General features: G+C 54.4%; 25 protein-coding genes, 1 rRNA gene and 1 pseudogene. 17 read left to right on the top strand and 10 right to left on the bottom strand.

Translation table 11 applies throughout. From position 1 onward, the window contains the following. Positions 1–395: 395 nt before the first annotated feature. From C8P63_RS19515 to C8P63_RS07105, 8 genes and pseudogenes are all read left to right on the top strand, one after another. Positions 396–701 (top strand): annotated as a pseudogene (locus tag C8P63_RS19515) (alpha/beta fold hydrolase); the annotation flags it as partial. Between the two features lie 226 nt (positions 702–927). Then, the gene (locus tag C8P63_RS07135; RefSeq protein WP_170109543.1) at positions 928–1,875 is read left to right on the top strand and encodes a DUF1835 domain-containing protein; all 948 of its coding nucleotides are present in this window, start codon (positions 928–930) and stop codon (positions 1,873–1,875) included. A 245-nt stretch (positions 1,876–2,120) separates the two neighbouring features. Then, positions 2,121–3,395, top strand: coding sequence for a hypothetical protein (locus C8P63_RS07130; protein ID WP_108022667.1), 1,275 nt, complete (start codon positions 2,121–2,123; stop codon positions 3,393–3,395). 52 nt (positions 3,396–3,447) lie between these two features. Next, a complete protein-coding gene (locus C8P63_RS07125; RefSeq protein ID WP_108022666.1) occupies positions 3,448–4,875 on the top strand; it encodes a class II fumarate hydratase in 1,428 nt (475 codons plus the stop codon). Positions 4,876–4,883: 8 nt separating this feature from the next. After that, the gene (locus tag C8P63_RS18760) at positions 4,884–6,320 is read left to right on the top strand and encodes a sporulation protein (protein ID WP_146172131.1); all 1,437 of its coding nucleotides are present in this window, start codon (positions 4,884–4,886) and stop codon (positions 6,318–6,320) included. A gap of 250 nt (positions 6,321–6,570) precedes the next feature. Continuing rightward, a complete protein-coding gene (locus C8P63_RS07115) occupies positions 6,571–7,572 on the top strand; it encodes an ABC transporter ATP-binding protein (RefSeq protein WP_108022665.1) in 1,002 nt (333 codons plus the stop codon). Further along, positions 7,565–8,359 (top strand): ABC transporter permease, encoded by a 795-nt coding sequence (locus C8P63_RS07110; RefSeq protein ID WP_108022664.1) that lies wholly within the window; start codon positions 7,565–7,567, stop codon positions 8,357–8,359. The genes C8P63_RS07115 and C8P63_RS07110 overlap by 8 nt, the downstream gene beginning before the upstream one ends. Positions 8,360–8,362: 3 nt before the next feature. Beyond that, on the top strand, positions 8,363–9,148 hold the full coding sequence (locus C8P63_RS07105) for an ABC transporter permease (protein WP_108022663.1): 786 nt from the start codon (positions 8,363–8,365) through the stop codon (positions 9,146–9,148). Between the two features lie 22 nt (positions 9,149–9,170). Here C8P63_RS07105 and gerPC read toward each other — a convergent pair whose 3' ends face one another. Continuing rightward, entirely contained in the window at positions 9,171–9,551 is a 381-nt protein-coding gene (gene gerPC / locus C8P63_RS07100) for a spore germination protein GerPC (RefSeq protein WP_108022662.1), read from the bottom strand. A gap of 147 nt (positions 9,552–9,698) precedes the next feature. Here gerPC and C8P63_RS07095 point away from each other — a divergent pair, with 147 nt between their 5' ends. Then, positions 9,699–10,118 (top strand): Hsp20/alpha crystallin family protein, encoded by a 420-nt coding sequence (locus C8P63_RS07095; protein WP_108022661.1) that lies wholly within the window; start codon positions 9,699–9,701, stop codon positions 10,116–10,118. Positions 10,119–10,187: 69 nt separating this feature from the next. Continuing rightward, entirely contained in the window at positions 10,188–10,391 is a 204-nt protein-coding gene (locus C8P63_RS07090; RefSeq protein WP_108022660.1) for a spore germination protein, read from the top strand. A 96-nt stretch (positions 10,392–10,487) separates the two neighbouring features. Here C8P63_RS07090 and C8P63_RS07085 read toward each other — a convergent pair whose 3' ends face one another. Then, positions 10,488–10,718 carry a hypothetical protein gene (locus C8P63_RS07085; RefSeq protein ID WP_108022659.1) on the bottom strand — a complete coding sequence of 77 codons (231 nt, stop codon included), beginning with the start codon at positions 10,716–10,718 and terminating at the stop codon, positions 10,488–10,490. A gap of 264 nt (positions 10,719–10,982) precedes the next feature. On the opposite strand from C8P63_RS07085, the gene bcp reads away from it, so the two are divergent. The 5 genes from bcp (at position 10,983) to perR (ending at position 14,485) form a co-directional block, all read left to right on the top strand. Beyond that, positions 10,983–11,453 carry a thioredoxin-dependent thiol peroxidase gene (gene bcp / locus C8P63_RS07075; RefSeq protein WP_108022657.1) on the top strand — a complete coding sequence of 157 codons (471 nt, stop codon included), beginning with the start codon at positions 10,983–10,985 and terminating at the stop codon, positions 11,451–11,453. An 80-nt stretch (positions 11,454–11,533) separates the two neighbouring features. Further along, positions 11,534–12,331: a class I SAM-dependent methyltransferase gene (locus C8P63_RS07070; RefSeq protein WP_245920762.1), complete on the top strand. Its 798-nt coding sequence runs from the start codon at positions 11,534–11,536 to the stop codon at positions 12,329–12,331. Then, the gene (locus tag C8P63_RS07065) at positions 12,328–13,281 is read left to right on the top strand and encodes a D-2-hydroxyacid dehydrogenase (protein ID WP_108022655.1); all 954 of its coding nucleotides are present in this window, start codon (positions 12,328–12,330) and stop codon (positions 13,279–13,281) included. The genes C8P63_RS07070 and C8P63_RS07065 overlap by 4 nt, the downstream gene beginning before the upstream one ends. 15 nt (positions 13,282–13,296) lie before the next feature. Further along, positions 13,297–13,977: an endonuclease III gene (gene nth, locus C8P63_RS07060; protein WP_108022654.1), complete on the top strand. Its 681-nt coding sequence runs from the start codon at positions 13,297–13,299 to the stop codon at positions 13,975–13,977. A 70-nt stretch (positions 13,978–14,047) separates the two neighbouring features. Beyond that, positions 14,048–14,485 (top strand): peroxide-responsive transcriptional repressor PerR, encoded by a 438-nt coding sequence (perR, locus tag C8P63_RS07055; protein WP_425437258.1) that lies wholly within the window; start codon positions 14,048–14,050, stop codon positions 14,483–14,485. 55 nt (positions 14,486–14,540) lie between these two features. Here the strand turns inward: perR and C8P63_RS19025 are convergent, their stop codons facing one another. From C8P63_RS19025 to C8P63_RS07020, 8 genes are all read right to left on the bottom strand, one after another. Beyond that, positions 14,541–14,708 carry a hypothetical protein gene (locus C8P63_RS19025; RefSeq protein ID WP_170109542.1) on the bottom strand — a complete coding sequence of 56 codons (168 nt, stop codon included), beginning with the start codon at positions 14,706–14,708 and terminating at the stop codon, positions 14,541–14,543. Positions 14,709–14,716: 8 nt separating this feature from the next. Next, complete coding sequence (locus C8P63_RS07050; RefSeq protein WP_108022652.1) at positions 14,717–15,235, bottom strand: hypothetical protein; 519 nt, start codon at positions 15,233–15,235, stop codon at positions 14,717–14,719. Positions 15,236–15,255: 20 nt separating this feature from the next. Further along, on the bottom strand, positions 15,256–16,038 hold the full coding sequence (locus C8P63_RS07045) for a hypothetical protein (protein ID WP_108022651.1): 783 nt from the start codon (positions 16,036–16,038) through the stop codon (positions 15,256–15,258). A gap of 4 nt (positions 16,039–16,042) precedes the next feature. Next, positions 16,043–16,579, bottom strand: coding sequence for a hypothetical protein (locus C8P63_RS07040; protein WP_108022650.1), 537 nt, complete (start codon positions 16,577–16,579; stop codon positions 16,043–16,045). After that, the gene (locus tag C8P63_RS07035; protein ID WP_108022649.1) at positions 16,579–17,088 is read right to left on the bottom strand and encodes a hypothetical protein; all 510 of its coding nucleotides are present in this window, start codon (positions 17,086–17,088) and stop codon (positions 16,579–16,581) included. Before C8P63_RS07035 ends, C8P63_RS07040 begins: the two co-directional genes overlap by 1 nt. Positions 17,089–17,105: 17 nt before the next feature. Next, positions 17,106–17,660, bottom strand: a complete 555-nt coding sequence (locus tag C8P63_RS07030) for a hypothetical protein (RefSeq protein ID WP_108022648.1) — start codon at positions 17,658–17,660, stop codon at positions 17,106–17,108. Between the two features lie 65 nt (positions 17,661–17,725). Continuing rightward, a complete protein-coding gene (locus C8P63_RS07025; protein WP_108022647.1) occupies positions 17,726–18,370 on the bottom strand; it encodes a TetR/AcrR family transcriptional regulator in 645 nt (214 codons plus the stop codon). Between the two features lie 159 nt (positions 18,371–18,529). After that, positions 18,530–18,856, bottom strand: a complete 327-nt coding sequence (locus C8P63_RS07020) for a YgzB family protein (protein ID WP_108022646.1) — start codon at positions 18,854–18,856, stop codon at positions 18,530–18,532. Positions 18,857–19,052: 196 nt separating this feature from the next. On the opposite strand from C8P63_RS07020, the gene C8P63_RS07015 reads away from it, so the two are divergent. Further along, positions 19,053–19,934, top strand: coding sequence for a nucleotidyltransferase-like protein (locus C8P63_RS07015; RefSeq protein ID WP_170109541.1), 882 nt, complete (start codon positions 19,053–19,055; stop codon positions 19,932–19,934). Between the two features lie 200 nt (positions 19,935–20,134). Then, positions 20,135–20,234, top strand: a 16S ribosomal RNA gene (locus tag C8P63_RS07010); the annotation flags it as partial.

The raw sequence follows: 20,234 nt of genomic DNA, 5'->3' as shown, positions 1-20,234 counted from the left end.
TTTTCGGGTTCTCTCCCATTGTACGGGGTGAAACCGGAAAGCGGCAAGACAGCCCCGGATGCGTGGAAAGATATGTTTGGAAAAGGAGGGGAAGAGTGAATCAGGAGGTTAAACGGAGAGGCTCCCAACTGTGTACACGAGGGAGGGAAAAATGACGACGGGTCTGATCCTGCGGGGTCTCTTGGGTGTGCCTGGGTTTCCGCCGATTCCTGCTCCACATTCAATCCGATCTTTATATAAGCTACATAGTGAGAGGTTAAGATATCCCTGATGAATCGTTTGACGCGGTAATCCAATCATTCATCCTTTGAAAGGGGATTATCCTTGCAAACAAGAAAGGATCCGGGGAAGGAAACGATCGTATTTATCCATGGATTAATCGGCAATCATCGAGCGCTTTGATTTCCAGAAAAATTTACTATCGTCTGGGAATGGAATTGCATCCATCCATTCTTCCGGAATCTCTGCGACATCGTCTGGAGTTCGATCTTAAGTCCCGTTTACGGAAACTGAGTCAACCGACTTTTTGGGTGATGGGAAAACATGATGAACTGTATCAGTCGTGTCTCTATGATCTGAACACCATTCTTCCCCATGTTGTTTATGAAGAGATTCCGTTGGCCGGTCATGCTGCCAATTTATTCAGGCCCAACTATTTTTGCGAGCTTTATTCGCGGTTCCTTTGTGACACACAAAAGTAGACATCTGAAGAGAAACCCAAAACAAAAACATGGGGTTGATTGGGGCTGGGGGAGAGGGGGACGATGGGGCATCTTCAAAGCGGAAGGATCTTCTGACAAACTTGGTCATTAAATCCGGCTGCCGCCCGGGTTTTTTACGCTTGGAAACAGGCGGGTGGTTATGTCATGCTGGAAAAGAAGAGATTCGTGATGGAGGAAGCCGCTGAGACAGAAAGGGGAGAGGCCATTGATCCACATTGTGAACGGGGATGTTCCGGGGGAACGCCTGCGGGATTGCGCCCCCCTGAAAGGAGAAGTGTTCGTCTGGCGGGAAATGTACGATTTCGGCCCGTTTTCCCCCCAATGGGAAGAAGGAGTCAGTCTGGAGGACCGGGCGGCTTTTTTCGAAGACCGGATCGGCATTCCGGCGGAACAGCTGGAAATGGTGACCCGCTACCAGGAGCAGCGCCTGGAAAGGATCCCGGAGTCCTCCAGGGTGGTGCTCTGGTTTGAACCCGACCGCTATGACCAGATGATGCTGATCTATCTTTTGAAACGGATGGACCGGCTGGGGTTGGAGAACGTGGATTGGGTCGACCTTCCCGAAGGCAAATCCCTGTCCAATGAAGATCTCGTCCGGTTGTACGAAGATCGGCTTCCGCTGGAGAAGCGCCACATGGAACAAGCCGTCTCCGCCTGGAACGCTTACATCTCCACCGATCCCCGGGACGTGGAACGCTGGTTGGAGACGGAGGACAATCACCTGCCATACCTTTTCGCAAGCTTTCGCCGGCATCTCGACTATTTCCCGTCGGCGGAAAACGGGTTGAACCGGGTGGAGGAACTCGCGATGAATCGGATCCGGGAGCAAGCCCCGACATTCGGAGAGCTCTTCCGGGAAGTGAGCCGGGCCCGGGAGGGTGACGGACTGAGCGACGTTCATTTCGCGGCTTTGCTGAACGAACTCGGAGACGGCCCGTTTCCCCTGATCCGGACCGAGAAGGGGGATGGGGAAGCGGACGGGCTGGAGGGCCGGATATTCCTGACCCCCCTGGGAGAAGAGGTGCTGTCAGGCAGCGAGGATCGCGTCCGGGCCTCCGGCATTGACTGGTGGCTGGGAGGAGCACGGCTCACGCGGGGTCATTGCTGGCGCCGGGATGATCGGGGGAACCTGTATCTGGATACGGAGAGTTGAGAGAACAACGCCGCCTGAAAAGTCCGCGATGCAATTCGCAGGCTTTTTCAGGCGGCCGTTTTTTTTGTAGGCGCCCCATCGTCCGGAAAGCGGACGGTATTGAATGATCGGAATGTGTCGGCGGATGGAACTCTTTGTCGGAAACCGACTGTACGATCGAAAGGGGCTGTGGTATTCTGAAAATGGCATTTTCTATGATTTTCGCCTTGATCCAGCCCTTGAAATCATGGAGTGGGGGGAGGATATTGTCGTTTTTCAACGTTGGAGAGATCTACCGGGATACATATCAAATTGAACATGTGGAACCGTTTTTTCAGGGGGAACTGGCGGTGGCAGCCGCGGGCGGAAAACGCTTCTATCTTCAATACACCCGTCTGCAACGGCCGGCACCGCCCCGGGCGATTCAGCAGTATCTGTCTCTGAAACATCGCTCCATTGTACCGTACCTTCAGGTTTACTCGGAAGAGCGGTCATTGGTCATGATCCGTCCCTATGTCCCCTTTGAGGATCGCCTCCACGAACGTATGGCCCGGGGCGGGTTGGAAGAGGAAAGAATCCTCTCCTGGGTGAGAAGTCTGTTTCCCGTGGAGAACATCCTGAAGGAAAAACCCCTTCGCATGTATACCCTCCTTCACCCGGCGAATATCGCCATCACTGCTTCGGGAGAACTTCAGGTCCTCTACTGCGGGGTGGAGGGACGGACGCTTCCGAATCCGGAGATGGATTGGGGAAACCTTCTCTATATGTTGTTCTCCGGAAATCTGGTGGATGAACCGATCAAAAAGCTCCCTGCCGATGCCGATTTTCCTAAACCGTTGGCCAAACTGATTCAAAAAAGCTTCAACCGACCCGCCGGCTATGTCGCTTCACGAATGGATGCCTATCTTAAAAAGCGGGAATCCAAAGGCCTCTTGGACCAGCTTTTTAAGCGGCCCCAGCCCTCCGGAAAGGAGGAGGAGACGGAATCCCGGGAGGTCGGGAAGGAACCGGGCACGCCACCATCCCAGGTGCTTCAGCAACGACTGGAAGAAGCCCGGCGAATGAAAGAAGAACAGGCACGACAGGCCCGTGAGGAGGCGGAGCGTCAGGAACGGGAGCAAAGGGTAGAGGAAGAAGCGGAGCGAAAAGCAGAAGAAAAGGACCATCTGGAAGCAGAACGGCGGGCCCCTGAGGAGAGGGAGCGCCTGGAGCGGGAACGCCTCGAACAGGAAGAAGCAGAGCGGAAAACGGAAGAAAAAGCCCTCCCGGAAGAGGAACAGGCAAAGGAAGAAGACCGAAAAGCGGAAGAGACGAGGCGGAAAGCGGAACAAGAAGCCCACCTGGAACGGGCCCGTCAGATCCTTCTCCAGGCGGGACGCCTCGAAAAAGAACGCCGGGAACGGGAAGCGGCCAGACGAAAAGCGGAAGAGGCGAAACGGCTGGAGAGGGAACGGCTGTCCCGTGCCAAATTGGAACGTGAGCAGCACGACCGGATCGCCGCCCAGATGGAGGAATACGTGCAGCACGTGTTTAATCGATAGTCCCCGGGAAAAGTAACGGAGGAACCAAAAATTTTCCGGGGGTGGAACCAGCATGTCGAAAGATTTTCGGATTCAACGGGATTCGCTCGGGGAAGTGCGTGTCCCTTCGGACCGGTATTACGGGGCCCAGACACAGCGGGCCGTGAAAAATTTTCCGATCAGCGGCTGGCGGCTGCCCCGCCGGTTTATCCGGGCCCAGGGATTGATCAAGGCGGCCGCCGCCCATGCCAATGGGGTATGCGGGGATCTGGAAGAGAAGGTTGCCGCCGCCATCATCCAAGCGGCGGAAGAAGTGATCGAGGGCCGGTGGGATGAACACTTCGTGGTCGATGTGTATCAGGCGGGAGCGGGAACTTCCCAAAACATGAACGCCAATGAAGTGATCGCCAACCGTGCGGCCCGGATTCTGGGCGGGGAAGTGGGGGACACTTCCCTCGTTCACCCCAATGACCATGTGAACCGGGGACAATCGACCAATGACACCATCCACGCAGCCATCAACATTTCTGCGGCGGAAGAGCTGGTCCATCGCTTGGTCCCCTCTCTCGAATCCTTGATTGAATCCCTTCGGAAAAAGGAAGAAGAATTCGGCCGAATCGTCAAATCAGGCCGCACCCACCTGCAGGATGCGGTTCCGCTGCGTGTGGGGCAGGAATTGTCCGGCTACATCGGGGCTTTGGAACAAGCGCGGGATGGAGTGAAGGAAACCCTGGACCTTCTCTGTCAAATCGGTCTGGGCGGCAACGCGGTAGGCACCGGGATCAATACTCCCGCCGGTTATGCGGATGAGGCGGTGAAGGAAATCGCCCGGAGGACCGGTCTTCCCTTCCGTCAACCCAAATATCGGTATGCTTTTATGCAAAATACGGGTGCGGCGATCAAAGCGAGTTCCGCGCTCAAAGTTCTGGCTGTTCACCTCGGCAAGCTGGCAAGCGATCTTCGCCTGCTCAGCTCCGGCCCGAGGACGGGTCTGGCCGAGTACCGGCTCCCCGCCGTTCAGCCCGGCTCTTCCATCATGCCGGGGAAAGTCAATCCCGTGATGGCCGAAATGATGAACATGATCTCCGTGCAGGTGATCGGTAACGATGCCGCCATTACCGCCGCAGGAGAGCACGCCCAATTGGAGCTGAATGTGTTGATGCCCGTGATCGCCCATAATTTGCTTCACTCCATCAACATCCTGACCAACGGGATGGACGCTTTACGGGAACGTTGCATTGAGGGTTTGGAAGTGGACGAGGAGCGTTGCCGCAGCCTGATGGAACAGTCCCTGGCTCTGGCCACCGCCCTCAACCCGGTCATCGGATACGACAAAGCGGCGGAAGTGGCCAAAAAAGCGTTCCGGGAAGGGAAAACCGTCCGGCAGGTGATCCTGGAGGAGAAGATCCTGACGAAGGAGGAAGCCGAGCGGGTCCTCGACCCCGATAACCTGATCCCGGAGGATGATGGACCGGCCGAACGAAACCCCTTCAGGAGGTGAAACAGCCCATGTTTACAAAAGCCCTGGCCAGCCTCGGGGTGGGGAGCGCCAAAGTGGATACCCGGCTGGAGAAGACCCAGTACCAACCGGGGGATCTTGTCCGGGGGGAAGTGATGATCCGAGGCGGGGGTGCCCGTCAGGTGGTGGATGACATCTACCTGTACTTAATCATTCATTATTTAAAAAATGATAGGAAAGTTCCCTTTGTCATGGAAAAATTTCACCTGAGTGAATCCTTTGAAATTCAGGAAAAGGGCTATCAGATCATACCGTTCCAATTTCGGCTTCCCTACCAGACCCCCATGTCCTGCGGCCGTTTCCCCATCTATCTGAAAACGGGTCTCGACATCAAAATGGCCAAGGATCCGACCGACCTGGACCGGATTGAGGTTTTTCCTCACGCCACCGTCGAGAAAGTGCTCGGAGAGATCGAACAATCCGGGTTTCTGATGTACCGCCTGTTTAATGAACATGTTCCCCAGTCCAAGACGTTGCCCTTCATTCAGATCTTCCAGTTCCGGCCGGCGGAGCGGTATCACGGTTATCTGGACGAAATGAATCTCTTTTTCGATGTTTCGGCGCATGAAGTTCATATGGATGTGGAAATCAGCCGGGGGACCCGCACGCTGAACACTTCCTTCAGCTGGCAATTGAACGATCCGGACGGTTCGCTCACCAATGACCACAGCGGTCGTCACGAGCCGGTGGCCAGCCCCGGAATCGGTAACGCCAAAGTGGACACCCGGCTGAAACAGGCCCAATACCGTCAGGGAGAAATGGTGGAGGGGGAAGTTTTCATCCAGGGAGGACAAGTGGAACAGAAAATCGATGAAATCTACCTTTACCTGGTTATCCTCTACCACCGGGAGAATTCTCAGCACGAATATGTGATGGAAGAGCACCGACTTTCGGAGGTGTTTACCATCGGTCCTCGGGAGACCAAAGTGATTCCCTTCGAATTTCAGTTGCCCCACGACACTCCCGTCACCACGGGAGGATGCCCGGTATTTCTGAAAACCGGTCTCGACATCCAGATGGCGGTCGATCCCGATGACACCGATGGCATCGAAGTCCTCCCCCACCCCTTGGTGGAGAAAGTGCTTCAAGTGGTGGAACGGATCGGCTTCCAGTTGGTGGACATCGATTTTGAGTTTGAAAACTTCTATTCCCGTCATCCCTTCATTCAGGAATTTGAGTTTAAACCCACCGGCGACCTGAGAGGGTCACTGGATGAACTGGATCTGATGTTTTACGTGGGTGAGGAGCGGCTGGAGGCGATTTTCCAAGTGGATCGAAGGGCAACCGACCTGATGACTTCGTTGGAGGAAGCCCTGGAGCTGGATCGCAAGACATTCCGGGTGTCGGTCACCGCCGAGGAAGTGAAAGGCGGGGATCAGGAACTGGAACGTAAGCTGGCTGACCTGATTTACCAGCATTCCCATTGACGAGGACTCAGGGGTTCGGGATTCCGTTGGCGGCAGGAATATTTCCTGCCGTCTTTTTGATGGGCGGATGGCCCATGTCAGGAGCCTCGCCGGTTTACCGGAAGTGTGTTAACATATAAAGCGGTTGAAGAACGGTTTCCATTTCGTAGGAACGATTCGGTATAAATCGGAGTTCGCCCACACCGCGGAACGGGCATCCCAGGTTTTGGGGTGCCTTTTTGTGGGCGGGAGCACCGGGGAGTGGTAGAAGATGCGGAGTATTGAAGCCCGCGGGCTGACAAAGGAATTCAAGGTTTATCAGAGCCGGTCCGGTTTGACGGGCGCCTTTCGGGATCTTTTCAACCGGCAATACCGCACGATCCGTGCGGTAAACGGGATCGACCTGACCATCGAACCGGGTGAAATCGTCGGATACATCGGGGAGAACGGAGCCGGCAAATCCACCACCATCAAGATGCTGACCGGCATTCTGGAACCCACGGGAGGCTGCCTTCGGGTGAACGGGTACGACCCCCACCGGGAAAGGGAAGAATTTGTCCGAACCATCGGTGTGGTGTTCGGGCAGAGAAGCCAGTTGTGGTGGGACATTGCGGTGAAGGAGTCCTTCCGTCTCCTGAAAAAGCTCTACCGGCTTTCCGGGGAAGGATACCGGCAGCATTTGGATCGGCTGGTGGAAGTTCTGGAGATCGGTCCATTCCTCGATCAGCCGGTGCGCAAGTTGAGCCTGGGGCAGCGGATGCGGTGTGAGCTGGCGGCCGCCCTTTTGCATCAGCCGCGGTTGCTCTTCCTGGACGAACCCACCATCGGTCTGGATGTGTTGGTTAAGGAGAATATCCGCCGATTTCTCAAACAGGTCAACGCCGAATACGGAACCACGATTCTTTTGACGACTCACGATCTGTCCGATATTGAGGCGCTTTGTTCCCGGGTGGTGATGTTGGACAAGGGGAATATCATCTACGACGGGGACCTGGAACGACTCCGGACCCAATGGGGCGACGGGCGGCGTTTGATCCTGGAACTGAAGGAGGAGGTTCCGTCCTTTGTCCTCAATGAAAAAACCCGGGGTCTTTCCGTGAAATGGGAAGGGGAAGGCACCCGTTACACGGCGCGTCTGGAGAAGGGAACGACGGTGTCCGACGTTCTCTCCCGTCTGGTGCCCGCCGTGGCTGTACAGGAATTGAAGATTGAGGAGGCGACCACGGAGGACATCGTCCGGCGGATCTACCGGGAGGGAGCGGCCCATGCTTAACACCTACCTGGAGCTGATCCGCATTCGCTTTTTGATGATGCTGGCCTACCGGGTCAATTATTACAGCGGAATGATCATCTACAGCCTGAATATCGGGGTGTACTATTTCCTCTGGATGGCGATTTACGGGGAAAATTCAACGGTCAACGGCACCACGGCGGTCCAGATGGCCACCTATGTGGCGGTGGCCTGGATGTCCCGGGCTTTTTATTTCAACAACCTGGACCGGGAAATTGCGGAAGAGATCCGGGACGGGACCGTGGCGGTGCAGCTGATCCGCCCCTATCATTATCTGCTGGTCAAGTGCTTCCAAGGCCTGGGGGAGGGATTGTTCCGTCTCCTCCTGTTCAGTGTGCCGGGGCTTGTGATCGTTTCCCTGGTCTTCCCCATTCACCTGCCGACGGATGCGGGACGCTGGCTCGGGTTTGTGATCAGCCTCATATTCGCTTTTGTGATCAACTCCCAGATCAATGTTCTCACCGGGCTGATGGCTTTCTTCATCCTGAATAACACCGGTTTGATCCGGGCGAAAAGGGTGTTGGTGGACCTTCTGTCCGGATTGATCATCCCGATCCACTTTTTTCCGGAATGGGCCGGACGGGTGCTGTCTTACCTTCCATTCCAAGGGATCAGTTACGTCCCGAGTACCATTCTTTCCCGAGGGCTGCCTATGGAGGAGCTGTTCCGGTATCTGGGGATCCAACTCCTCTGGGGGATCCTTCTGTGGATCCCCATCCAGCTCCTGTGGATGACGGCTCGGCGCCGTCTGATCGTACAGGGGGGGTAAACGTTGTTCCATGTGAAATTGTTTTTTCATTATTTCATGCAGTATCTGAAGATCCGGATGGCGTACCGGAGCGATTTTCTGGTTCAGTTGGCCACCGATCTTCTGTTTCAGGCGGTCAACCTGGTCTTTATCCTGGTGGTCTTCTCCCACACAACCGAACTGAGCGGGTGGACCCGGGAAGAAGTCATCTTCATCTATGGATACTTTCTCGTTCCTTTCTCCTTTTTCTCCGCTTTTTTCAACCTGTGGGACTTCAATGAACGCTATATCATCAAAGGGGAATTGGACCGGGTGTTGACCCGCCCCGCCCACAGCCTCTATCAGGTCATTCTGGAAACGATGACTCCCGAGTCTCTGACCGGCGCGGTCACCGGTTTTATGGTGATGGGGTGGGCCGTGAAGGAGATGGAAGTGGATTTTTCCTGGTACGACCCGTTCCTGTTCATTTTGTTCGTGGCGGGAGGGGCGGCGATCTATGCCGGGATCTACATTTTGCTGACCAGTATCAGTCTGTACTCCGATTCCAAGACGGATATCCAGCCGATTATGTACAATGTCGGAAACTATGGTCGGTATCCCATCAACGTTTACAATCGGGTGATCCAGCTGGTGCTGACCTGGGTGATCCCCTTTGCTTTTGTCGGCTTCTATCCGGCCAGCTTCCTTTTGGACAAGGAACGTTGGATGACCTTTGCCTTGCTGACGCCGCTGGTTGGAGCGGTTTGGCTGATGTTGGGGGTCGCCGTGTGGAACCGGGGGATCCGAAACTATCGGGGAGCCGGAAACTGAATGCTGAAAGCTCGGCGGCTTTTTATCTGTCATCATCGGCGTCCGGTTGGGTTTCGGGAGAGGGTTCTCCGGGAGGATCGACGGAGGCGGAGGAGCTTTCATCCTCCCGGAGGGGAACGGTATGGGTTTCCTCCGGGTCCCCGATTTCAAACTGGGTCTTTCCTTCCCGGTGAAGCTTTTCGATCAGCTGGGTGACGTTTTCCCCGTCTCCCTGAGCGGTCAAGCCCACGTTCAGGGTTCCGCTCAGGGTTTGCACGTTCAATTCCTGGATCTTGTACACCAACTGTTCGATGGAAACCGGCTGGATGGAATCAATCTTTTTCCGCAATTCCTGGTTTTCTTTCCTCAGGTCTTCGAGCTCCTGCTCCATGCGGTTGATCCGGTCCCACAAATAGGCATACACGTTTTCTTTCCTCCCCTCCCCGGCCTTGCTTCATTATATGGCTTTTCCCCGACAAATCATGACCTTTTCACGAGGTGTGTCAGGCTGGGCGTCAGCTGAATAGGTTGATATCGAGGGAATATTCCGGCGAACGGGGAGGAGAGAAGAGTGGATCCGCACCAGAATTTCATGAAATGGAGTCAGTTGGCAAAGAAATTTTTGGGGGATGATTTCTGGTCCGATGTGATCGAACACCTGCCGGCCACCGTCCCGAAAGCCGACGTGTATCACGGTGATCATGAATTACTGGTTTTGGTGGACCTTCCCGGATTGGAAAATGTCAATCAGATCCGGTTGAGTGTCGAAGGGGATGCCCTGCTGGTCAAGGGGAGGATGAGCCCCCGACAAACGCATTACGAGCCCGTCCTGCAGGAACGGTATACGGGCGATTTTGAACGGCGAATCCAGCTCGGGGCCTCCGTAAACCGGAAAAACAGCAGCGCCCGTTATCGGAAGGGGGTGCTGGAAGTCCGGCTTCCCAGGGGGGAGGTTGAATCCGATTCTCCGTCCATACGCATCCGGGACTGACTGGAAACAGGCACATCGCCCAAAACCGGGACATACGATGCCTTAGACCCCAGCGGGGAGGCTCGATTCATGGGAACCATCAACAATATCTTCAACCTGAAAATTCACAGCGTTTCCAGCGCCGGGTCTGTCAATTTCGGAAATACCGTCAACATCGGTGCGGAAAGCAATTCCAAATCTCTCGGCGGTTCCTCACCCATCGGGGACTTTGCGAAAAACATTGACCTCGAACGCAACCAGGCCATCGACCCCGATGTCATCGACCAAGTGTGAGGCGGGTGGAAGTTGGCATGAATCTTTGTATCAAGACTTACAAGTTAAACGTGAACGCCGTGAGCAATTACGGTTCCGTCAATATCGGGAGTACGCTCAATGTTTGTTTGAAAAGAGACGTTCCGCCGGAGAGGGAACCGGTTCCAAGGCCTCCGGACCGGGAACCGGAACCTCCTCCGGAAGAACCTGCCGAGCCTCCCCTTCCTCCCGGCCCGCCCTCACCTCCCGGTCCGGCGACTCCTCCCGGCTCTTCCGGAACCACCTCCAGAGCCTCACGCCGGACTGACGCAGGGCAGGCCGCAAAGGGCGGAGGTTCTTTTCCGTCAACGGAACCCTTCTATGTCATCCCGCGCCCCGTCATCCCGCCGGTTCCGATGGTTCCTGAACATCTGTTCGGCAAATGAGACCGGATCCGTTGTTCGGTCCTCCGTTTTTCAAAGATTCTCTGTAATGAACCATGGAAGCTTCCCTTTCCACCCTCATTTCCTTCAAAAAGTCGGGTTTTTCCGGCTTTTTTTGATTTGCCGTTTTCCCTCCTTCATCGGTGAAATGATAAAATAAAAGAGAAACAATCTATGGAGGTGGCTGCACATGATCAAGGAAGGCGATCAGGCACCCGATTTCACTTTGCCTGCATCCAACGGAGAGAATGTGTCCCTGTCCGACTACCGGGGTGACAAAAACGTGGTCCTTTACTTTTACCCGAAGGACAACACACCGGGATGCACCGCCGAATCCTGTGACTTTCGGGATCGAGAGAAGGATTTTTCGGACCTGAACACGGTGATTCTCGGTGTCAGCCTGGACGATCTTGAATCCCACGAAAAATTCATTCAAAAATATAACCTGCCGTTTCTCCTCCTCAGCGACACGGAGGCGGAGATTTCGAAAAAATACGGGGTGTACAAGGAGAAAAACGTGTTCGGTAAAAAGAAACTCGGGATTGAAAGATCCACTTTCATCATCGATCAAAAAGGCACCATCGCCAAAGTATGGAGGAAAGTCAAAGTCGACGGTCATGTGGACGAAGCCCTGAAGTGGATTCGGGAGAACCTGAAATAAGTAAATCATTCGCATCTGCGGGAGGGGTTGAAGGAGGTGGATCTTCAACCCTTCTTTGCTGGATGACGGGAGGGTTGCCTTTGACGGGAGACAATATGTACCGCTGGCCGGATTATTACGACTGGACTTCCGAGGGGTTGGACGGGGACGTGGCCTATTATGCCCATCTTTCCATGGAGTCGGGTGGCCCCGTTTTGGAACTGGGTTGCGGAACCGGACGTTGCACTCTCGGCATCGCCCGTCACGGGATGGAGGTGGTGGGAGTGGATCTTCAACCCGAGATGATCCGAATGGCCGAGAAAAAAGCGAAAGCGATGGGATTGTCCGACCGTTGCCAATGGGTGTGTGGGGATATGAGGGAACTGGAACTGAAGCGGGAGTTTCCCTTGGTGTTGATTCCGTACCGTTCCTTTCTTCATCTCCTTCGAGTCAAGGACCAAATGGCCACCCTCCGCAAAGTGAAGGAGCACTTGACGGAGGGGGGGATCTTGGCTTTCAATGTTTTTGTTCCCGATCTTTCCCAAATGGCGGAAGAGGAGGAACGCTATGTCCACCGGGGGCACTTTCCCGTCCCCGGTACGAAAGAGACGATAGAAGTCTTCGATTACACGGAATACGAACATTTTTACCAACGGGCGAATGTTACCCGCTACTATGAACGGTTCGCACCTGACGGAGTCTCTCTTGAACGATTGCGGACCCGTTTTTCCATCCGTTACGTTTTTCCAACCGAGTTGTTTCACCTGTTGAATCTCGCCGGGTTTGAAGTGGTCCACTGTTTCGGAGGGTTCCGCCGGGAGCCTTTCGGACCGGAAAGCGGCGAGTTGGTGGTGGAAGCGAGATCGCAGGGACCGGAGAAAGGAGAGGATGGGAGATGACTCATGTCACTTCTTCCGCCAGGATCAGTGAAAAGCACCAAAGGCGATTGAGGGAGGCGTTTCCACAAGTCCGGTTTTCCTTTTTTGAAGAGATCGGGGAGGTGCTGGACGCTGCACCCGAAGCCGAAGTCCTGATTACCTACGGGGAAGACTTAACGCCCGACAATATTCCCCGTCTTTCCAATCTTCGTTGGGTCCATGTGATCAGCGCGGGGGTGGAACTGCTTCCCTTTGATGCACTCAAAAAAAGGAAGGTGATGGTCACCAACTCCCGGGGCATCCATGCCATTCCGATGGGGGAGTACGCACTGGCCGTCATCCTCCAGTGGACCCGCCGTCTTCATCAATTCGTGGACCGTCAGAGGGAACGAAAATGGGACCGGAGTCTCAGAGTGTCGGAACTGGCGGGAAAAACCGTCGCCATCCTGGGTGCGGGAGCGATCGGCAGAGGAATTGCCAAGCGGCTGAAAGCTTTTGACGTCACGGTACTGGGTATGAACACGTCCGGAACTCCTATGGACGGGTTTGATGAGATGGCCGGTCCCGAAGAACTGAAATCCATCCTGAAACGTTCGGACTTCGTGGTGGTCACGCTGCCCCTCACGCATCAAACCCGTGGGTTGATCGGCGAGGAAGAGCTTGGCTGGATGAAGCCGACCGCCTGCCTGATCAATATGGCCCGAGGAGCGGTGGTGGACGAAGAAGCACTCCTGAACGCACTCACCCACCGCCGGATCGGCGGCGCGGTTTTGGATGTGTTTGAACAAGAACCCCTGCCGAAGGAACATCCTTTTTGGAATTTGGACAACCTGTTGATTACCCCCCACGTATCGGGCCGCTCTCCGATGTACATGACCCGGGCACTGGAACTGTTTCATCGCAATCTCGTCGTGTATCTTTCGGGGGAGGGGAAGGTTGTCAATCTTCTCGACCCGGACCGGGGATACTGAAGGGGGAGGAAGACGATGAAAGAAAAACCCAAACGCGTACCCACCAGAAAAATCTTGGACACATTGGCCGATATGTATCCCGACGCCCATTGTGAACTGAATTACCGGAACCCCTTCGAATTGTTGATTGCCACCATTCTGTCTGCCCAGTCCACCGACCGCCAGGTGAACATCGTGACAGACAAGCTGTTTGCCAAATATCCCGGCCCCGAAGAGATCCTGCAACTGACCGAAGAGGAGCTGGCGGAGGAAATTCGTGGGTTGGGCCTGTACCGGAATAAAAGCCGCAATATCTTAGCAACCTGTCAAATACTTGTGGAAAAATACAACGGAAAAGTGCCGGCTCAAAGAGAAGCGCTGGAAGAACTTCCCGGGGTGGGGAGAAAAACGGCCAACGTGGTGCTGTCAAACGCCTTCGGTGTGCCGGCCCTGGCAGTGGACACCCATGTCCAACGGGTTTCCAACCGACTGGCCTTGGCGGACAGCAGTAACCCGCTGGAAACGGAAAAACAGCTGACCAAGAGGATCCCGCGGAAGGAATGGACCATCACTCATCACCGGCTCATCTGGCACGGACGCAGGATCTGTACAGCCCGCAATCCCAAGTGTGAACGGTGCGACCTTTTCCCCTGTTGCTGGTACGGAAAGAACCGGAATCAGGAAGAACCGTTGACAAAATCCCGGAAAGGGCAGTAGACTGATTGTAGAAATTATTAAGAGAGAATCATTTCTGATCATTATTGGCGGTGACAACGGGGTGATGGCAATGGAAAAGAACCGCCTCAACCAAGCGATTGATAAACTGAAATCGACAGGTGTCCGCATGACACCGCAGCGGTACGCCATATTGGAATTTTTGTTGACCTCGATGGGCCACCCCACCGCCGATGAAATCTACCGTGCGTTGGAGGACAAATTCCCCAATATGAGTGTGGCGACGGTGTACAACAACCTGCGCGTCTTCAAGGAGGCGGGGCTGGTCCGTGAGCTCACCTACGGGGATGCCTCCAGCCGGTTTGATGCCAATATGGAAGAACATTACCACATCATCTGCCGGGAATGCGGCAGGATTGTGGATTTCGACTACCCTTCCCTGGTCGATGTGGAAAAGGAAGCGGCGCGCAAAACCGGTTTCCGGGTGGAAAACCACCGGATGGAGATTTACGGGGTTTGTGCCGAATGTCAGAACGAAAAAGCGGTTTGATCCACCATCAAGGAAAGACCCGCCCATCATACGGGCGGGTCTTTCCTTGATGTTTTTAGGTCATGGCCGTGATCCAAACCGCAAGGATGTAGAACAATGTCACCCCGGCGAGGCCGGCCAGCCAACGGGTAACGGCCCGGTTCCGGATAATGGCGGCGATGGCAAGGCCGGAAAAGACGAGGATGCCGACGATGGTGATCAGGTAAAGTACGCTGAAAAACATGGCTTCTCCTAATAGTTGACATTCAGCCAACCGAATTTATTGTTGATCTCCGCCAGCTCACGAATCGAAATCCCGGTCAGGCTATACAGCCGTTCGATGGTTCCGTATTCCGTGCCCGTCTGCTTCGCCACGGTTTTGGCCGGACCGAGCAAGGCCGCGTTCTTCTGCTTCACCCCATCCAGCTGTTGAATGACTTGGGTGGTGTTTCGGTTCAATTCGTCCAGACCATGGACGATCTTCGTTTCACTGTTGATCACACCGGCAAGGTTTTGATTCATGCCGGTCAGCATCGTCTTGGTGCGGACCAGTTTGCCGTTCATCTCTTCGATGGTGTCGGCGGTGGCCCGGAGGGGTTTCAGCTTTTCATTGGTTTCCGTGGTCAGTTCCTTGGCCTTTTTGATGTTGTCGTGAACACCGGCCATCACCTGGTTGTTCTCCTTCTGCGTTTCGATCTGTTTCGCGGTTCCCACTCCAATCAGCACCAGGAAGACGAGATTGATGAGGATGATCAGGGTACGACCCCACATGGGTCAAAACCCCCTTTCATTCAGGGTAGAAGGTCGGAAAGCAATCCGTTGCTTTCCCCATCCTCTTCATCCTGTTGGCCTTCGCTTTCTTTTCCTGTCAGGGAGTTGACGGTGTCGTCAATCACCTCCCTTGAGGATGGAGTCGGAGGGTTTTTATCATCGCCCGTATCCGGTGAGTCCAGTCCCGGGAGGTTGTTCAGACTGCTTAAAAACTGCGGAACGAGGGCGACGTATCGGAAGTTTTCCACGGACCGGTCCAGCTCGGCGAGCAACAGGTCCATCCGGCTGTTCGTCTTGGCGGTGGCATTCCCCACCTTGCCGGTATAATCCGCCGTAACCCCGAGGCTGGCCACGGTGTCGGTCATTTGGGCGGTCACTTCATTTCCTTTTGCAGCTGCGGTGTCGGTCAGTTTGGCTGTCTGTTTCTCACGTTTCAGGATGGCTTCCATCAATCCCCGGGCCTCCACGTTGCCGGAGAGCTGTTTATCCAGTTCGTCCTTGATGGCCTCGTTAGTGTTAATCTGCTTTTTCAGCAGCGCTTCCTGCCGGTCCAGGCCTTGCATGGCGTTTTCCGCTTGGGTGACTTGGTCTTCCAGCTCCTTGGTGTCCTCCACCATCTCACCCGTCATGCCCTGGAGGTCGGATAAGAGGCCGAAGATGTTGTTTTCCGACAGTGCCGGCAAAACCTTTTCGTCGCTGAAGCGGGCGAGAGCGGGGGAGACGGAGAGAAGGGTGATGGCGGCCGCCCCGGCGATCACCTTTTTCTTATGGAAAATCGCCAGGTCCCAAATCCTTTTTAACATAAGCTCACCCCCTCGGCTTCTCCGGGACAGCCCGGGTCTTCCGGTTGATCTCCTTCAGGTTGGCGTTGATCTCAAGCTGGATTTTCTCCATCGTGTTCAGGGTGTTGACGATATTGGCGTTGGAGTTCTGGATCGAACGGAGCACTTTGGTGCTGTTGTCCACGGTCGCCTGGATCGATTTCAGGTCTTTTTCCGTCACGGCCGTATTGCCGCTGATGGCGTGGACCCGTTTGGCGATGGTGGCGACCACCCGATCCAGCTCCTTCAGCTCTCTGTCAAGACCGGCGGTGTTTTTTTCAATCCCGGTGACTTTTTTGTTCAGGTTGTCCGTTTGCTGTTTCAGCTTCTGCACATCCGCCAGCTGAGTGTTCATTTTTTTCGACTTCTCGGCGGATTCTCCCAGTTTGGTTTCCAAGACTTCCGATTTTTTTGCGATGTCCTGTTGAATCCAAACCTGGAGCCAGGTGTTTCCGGCAGCCGCCCCCAACAGGAGGGTGATCAGGACGGGGACGACCTTGATTTTGGCAATTGCGGCTTTCATCAGGGCGTCCCTCCCGGGGTCTTGTTATTGAGGCTTCTGGTGGCCTTCAGGATTTCACGGAGGTGTTTTTCATCCTTGGCCGCTGTTTTGTCCAGGTCCTTCAACATGGCATCCAGTTGGTCCATGTACGGAGACAGTTCCTTCAGGGATTGGCCGACTGCTTTGATGTTCTCGCCTGAAGTGGTGGAATATTTCAACATCTGATTGTTGAGTCGCAGGGTATCCGCGTTGTAATCCACCACCTGGGAGAGCAGTTCTAAGGTTTGGTCCGTCTTGTCCGTGGTCTCATCCAGGCTGCCGTTGACCTTGTCGACGGTGACCAACATGCCCTTCAGCTCTTCGTTTTTATCGATGACCGCCGCCTGAACGTCATTCAGCTTTTCGGTCGATTCCAGGTTGTCTTCCAACCCCGCATGCAATTTTTTCATGTTCTGGGTCATGGTCACCCCGTTGATCAGGAACCCGGCGAGTACGAGGATTCCAAGGATGGAAAGCACTTTACGGATCATCGTGGCTCCCCTCCTTTTTAGGGCATCGATTGTTCCGCCCGTTTGCTTTTCTCCGCTGCAGAGCGCAGTTTTTTCTCCAGCGTCACATTTTCATTGAGAACCGACTTCATTTTCTTACGGGTATCCAGCGTGATGGAACGGAGATTTCCCACCTGGCTGATCTGGGATTCGGTGCTCCCGTTGATCACGCTCATTTTCCCTTCCAGGAAAATACTGAGGCTGTTCAGGTTCTTACTCAGTCCCACCTGTTGCCCCGTCACCTTTTCGATGTCGGTCAAGGTGGAGTTCTGGCCCCCGAGCCCGGACCGGACGTTGTTGAGCTTCCCGTGGATGTCTTTGGTGACCAGGGACTTTTGATTAATGGCTTGAAGGTTCCCGAGGATCGATTGGTTGCTGGCTCCCAGACGGTCGTTGTTTTTACCGATCTTCTCCAGCATTCCGTTCAGATCCGCCTTATGGTGAACCTCCTCAAGCTCTTCGGCCCAGGAGCTGTGACCGGCAGCCGCCCAAGTTCCTACACCCAGTAAGCCGACGATGCCCAGTAACAAAAAGACGCGGACAGGTTTGGTCAATGGGGTCTCCCTCCTTTACACGGGTATACGCCTTATGAAAGAAGATACACCATAAGGAGTATGGGTTAACCCTCCGGCCGCAGAGAACGGCTCATCATCCCCTCCAATACCTCCGCCAGATGACGGGGAGCGGGGGGAGTTTCCAGAATGATGGACTGGATGATCACCTCCTGAACGGCGCCCACCATGGCATAAGACAGTACCCAGGGGTCGCAGTTCGACAGGTTCTTTTTCCGCACCGCTTCGCTGATTTCCCGGTGGAAGATATTGAAAAAGTACCGATGGAACATCAGGCGGGTGGTTTCCAACGAGGGCGCGACGCCGACGGTATCCACCATCAACAACTTCGTGACTTCCCGGTGCATAAAACAGGTTTCGATATAGGTCCGGATCGCATGGTATGTACGTTTGGTCGTCGGGGGGTGGGATCGGATCGCCTCTTCCACTTTGTTGATGAGGACATCGACCAGCAAGTGGAGGGTCCGGATCAGGACGGCTTCTTTGTTGCGGAAGTACTTGTAAAAGGTGCTTTTGGATGCCCGGGCGCATGCAACGATGTCATCCACCGTGGTATCCATGTACCCTTTTTCCGTAAGCGCTTCCAATGAGGCTGAAATGAGCCGCTTTTCCTGATCCGGGACATGGTGGTTGTCTCCGAGCAGTTGATCGAGGGAATGGAGATATTCCCGCTGTTTTGTGTCGGTTGTCATATTTTATTTACACCCTCCCGGCAGTACGTCAGCGTACACATATGATACCAAAATCAACGACAAAAACAATAGAACTTTCTGGATATTTTCCTTAAAAAATATGTGGGGTGATGCTGAATTATTTGTCCATTGAAAAACCCCCTTCACGGGGGCGGAGATTCACTCATCTTCCTGCAACGGGTTTTCCTTTGTTGCATGTTGGGGATCCAGGGTCAGATGGGCTTCGCAATACATGCATTGATCGCTCTTGCCGAGGATCTTGGTGATCCTTCCACACTCGGGGCATTCCACCTGAACCGCCTGGGTGGAAAGAACCCCCACCCAGAAGTAAATGGCGACGCTGGAGCCGATTCCGAGCAAACCAAGTATGAAGAAAAACACCATCGCTTCCCGCCAGAGAAAACCGAAATACATGATACCCATGCCCGCAAAAATCATCAGGAGAGCGATGGTGCGGAATTTATTGATTTTGCTTGCGAACAGCATCCGGGTCCCCCCTCTCGGGTGCATGATTTCATGCTTGTGCTGTGTATCAGTATACCATGGGACGGCAGAGGAGAAAAATGGAGCATTTTCAAAAGAAGAATCGAAAACGGACGAAGGGAAGGAGTTTTCACGGAATCGTCGAAAACGTTGAATACCACAGCGCATTTCGAACTTGCCGGAGATGGGGGAACGGGCCATGATCCAAACGCTCTACCCGAAGCTGATCCAACAATTGAATGAGAATCGCCATGCTGCGGGGGCCATGGTCCTGTCGGCCGACCGGAAGCCCCCGGTGGTTTCAGGCCCGGCTGATCTCTTGGTGCTGGTTGTGACCGGAAACCCGGAATTCAGTGGTTGGAACCTTACTTATATGGCGGGTGTTTGGAAAGTAAAAGAGCTCTGGGTCGGGCTGGAGGAATTAACCGCGGAGGTGGTGAACGGTGACCGGCAGGAGGTGATCGACTGTTTGCTCGATGGGGAGGTCCTGTATGACCCCCGGCAGACCCTCCGGGATCTCTGTGACCATTTGCGCCGTTTTCCAAACGAACTGAGACGGAAAAAAATGTGCGTGGAATTTTCCGGGTTGTTAAGAGGCCACTCGGAGAGCAAATACTATATGAAAGAAAAGGATGTGCTGGACGCCTTTTGTTCTTTGCAGAAAAGTCTGCAACACTGGGTCAGACTAGCCCTGATCGAAAAGGGCCAGTATCCCCGGGGGCAGCTTTGGAGCCAAGTGAAAACGATCAGTCCGGGGATTGTGAAACTGATGAGAGAGCTGGTTCGCGGAGAAGAGTCGATGGAACAGCGGATCCATCTCGTATTGTTGGCCGAGGAGTATGCCATTTTGAACAAGCTGGAGTTTTACTGCAGCTACCTCTTGGATTTGCTTTCCTCCGAAGACGGCTGCTGGACCTTGAGTCAGATCCATGACCGTCTTCGCCTGGAAAGAATCCGTTTGGATTTGTCTTTAATCATGGAAGAGTTGGTACGCCGAGCCTTGGTGGAAGAAGTGATCATCAACGGAAAAGGCGTGGCGGAACAACATTACCGTCTGCCCTCCGGGCGCTCACTGAAATGAAAAAAAGGGCGGAGAAAAAAACGAAAAAAAGTGTTGACTGCACTTTTGGACGGTGTTATAGTATTACTTGTCGCCGCGAGGGAGCGGCGGTCGCGGGAAGCCGCGACGAGAGCGTTCCTTGAAAACTGAAGAGCGCAGACATGACCCTGTCAATGAGCGTTTCAAGCTCGGTCCGGAGGTGGCCCGGCCACCGCCGGACTTCATCGGAGAGTTTGATCCTGGCTCAGGACGAACGCTGGCGGCGTGCCTAATACATGCAAGTCGAGCGGAGGAAGCCGACGGATCCCTTCGGGGTGACGT

Source organism: Melghirimyces profundicolus (assembly GCF_003054245.1).
Lineage (GTDB): Bacteria > Bacillota > Bacilli > Thermoactinomycetales > DSM-45169 > Melghirimyces > Melghirimyces profundicolus.
Note: the sequence above shows the minus strand (reverse complement) of the source record. Positions and strands in the feature narration are given on the sequence as shown.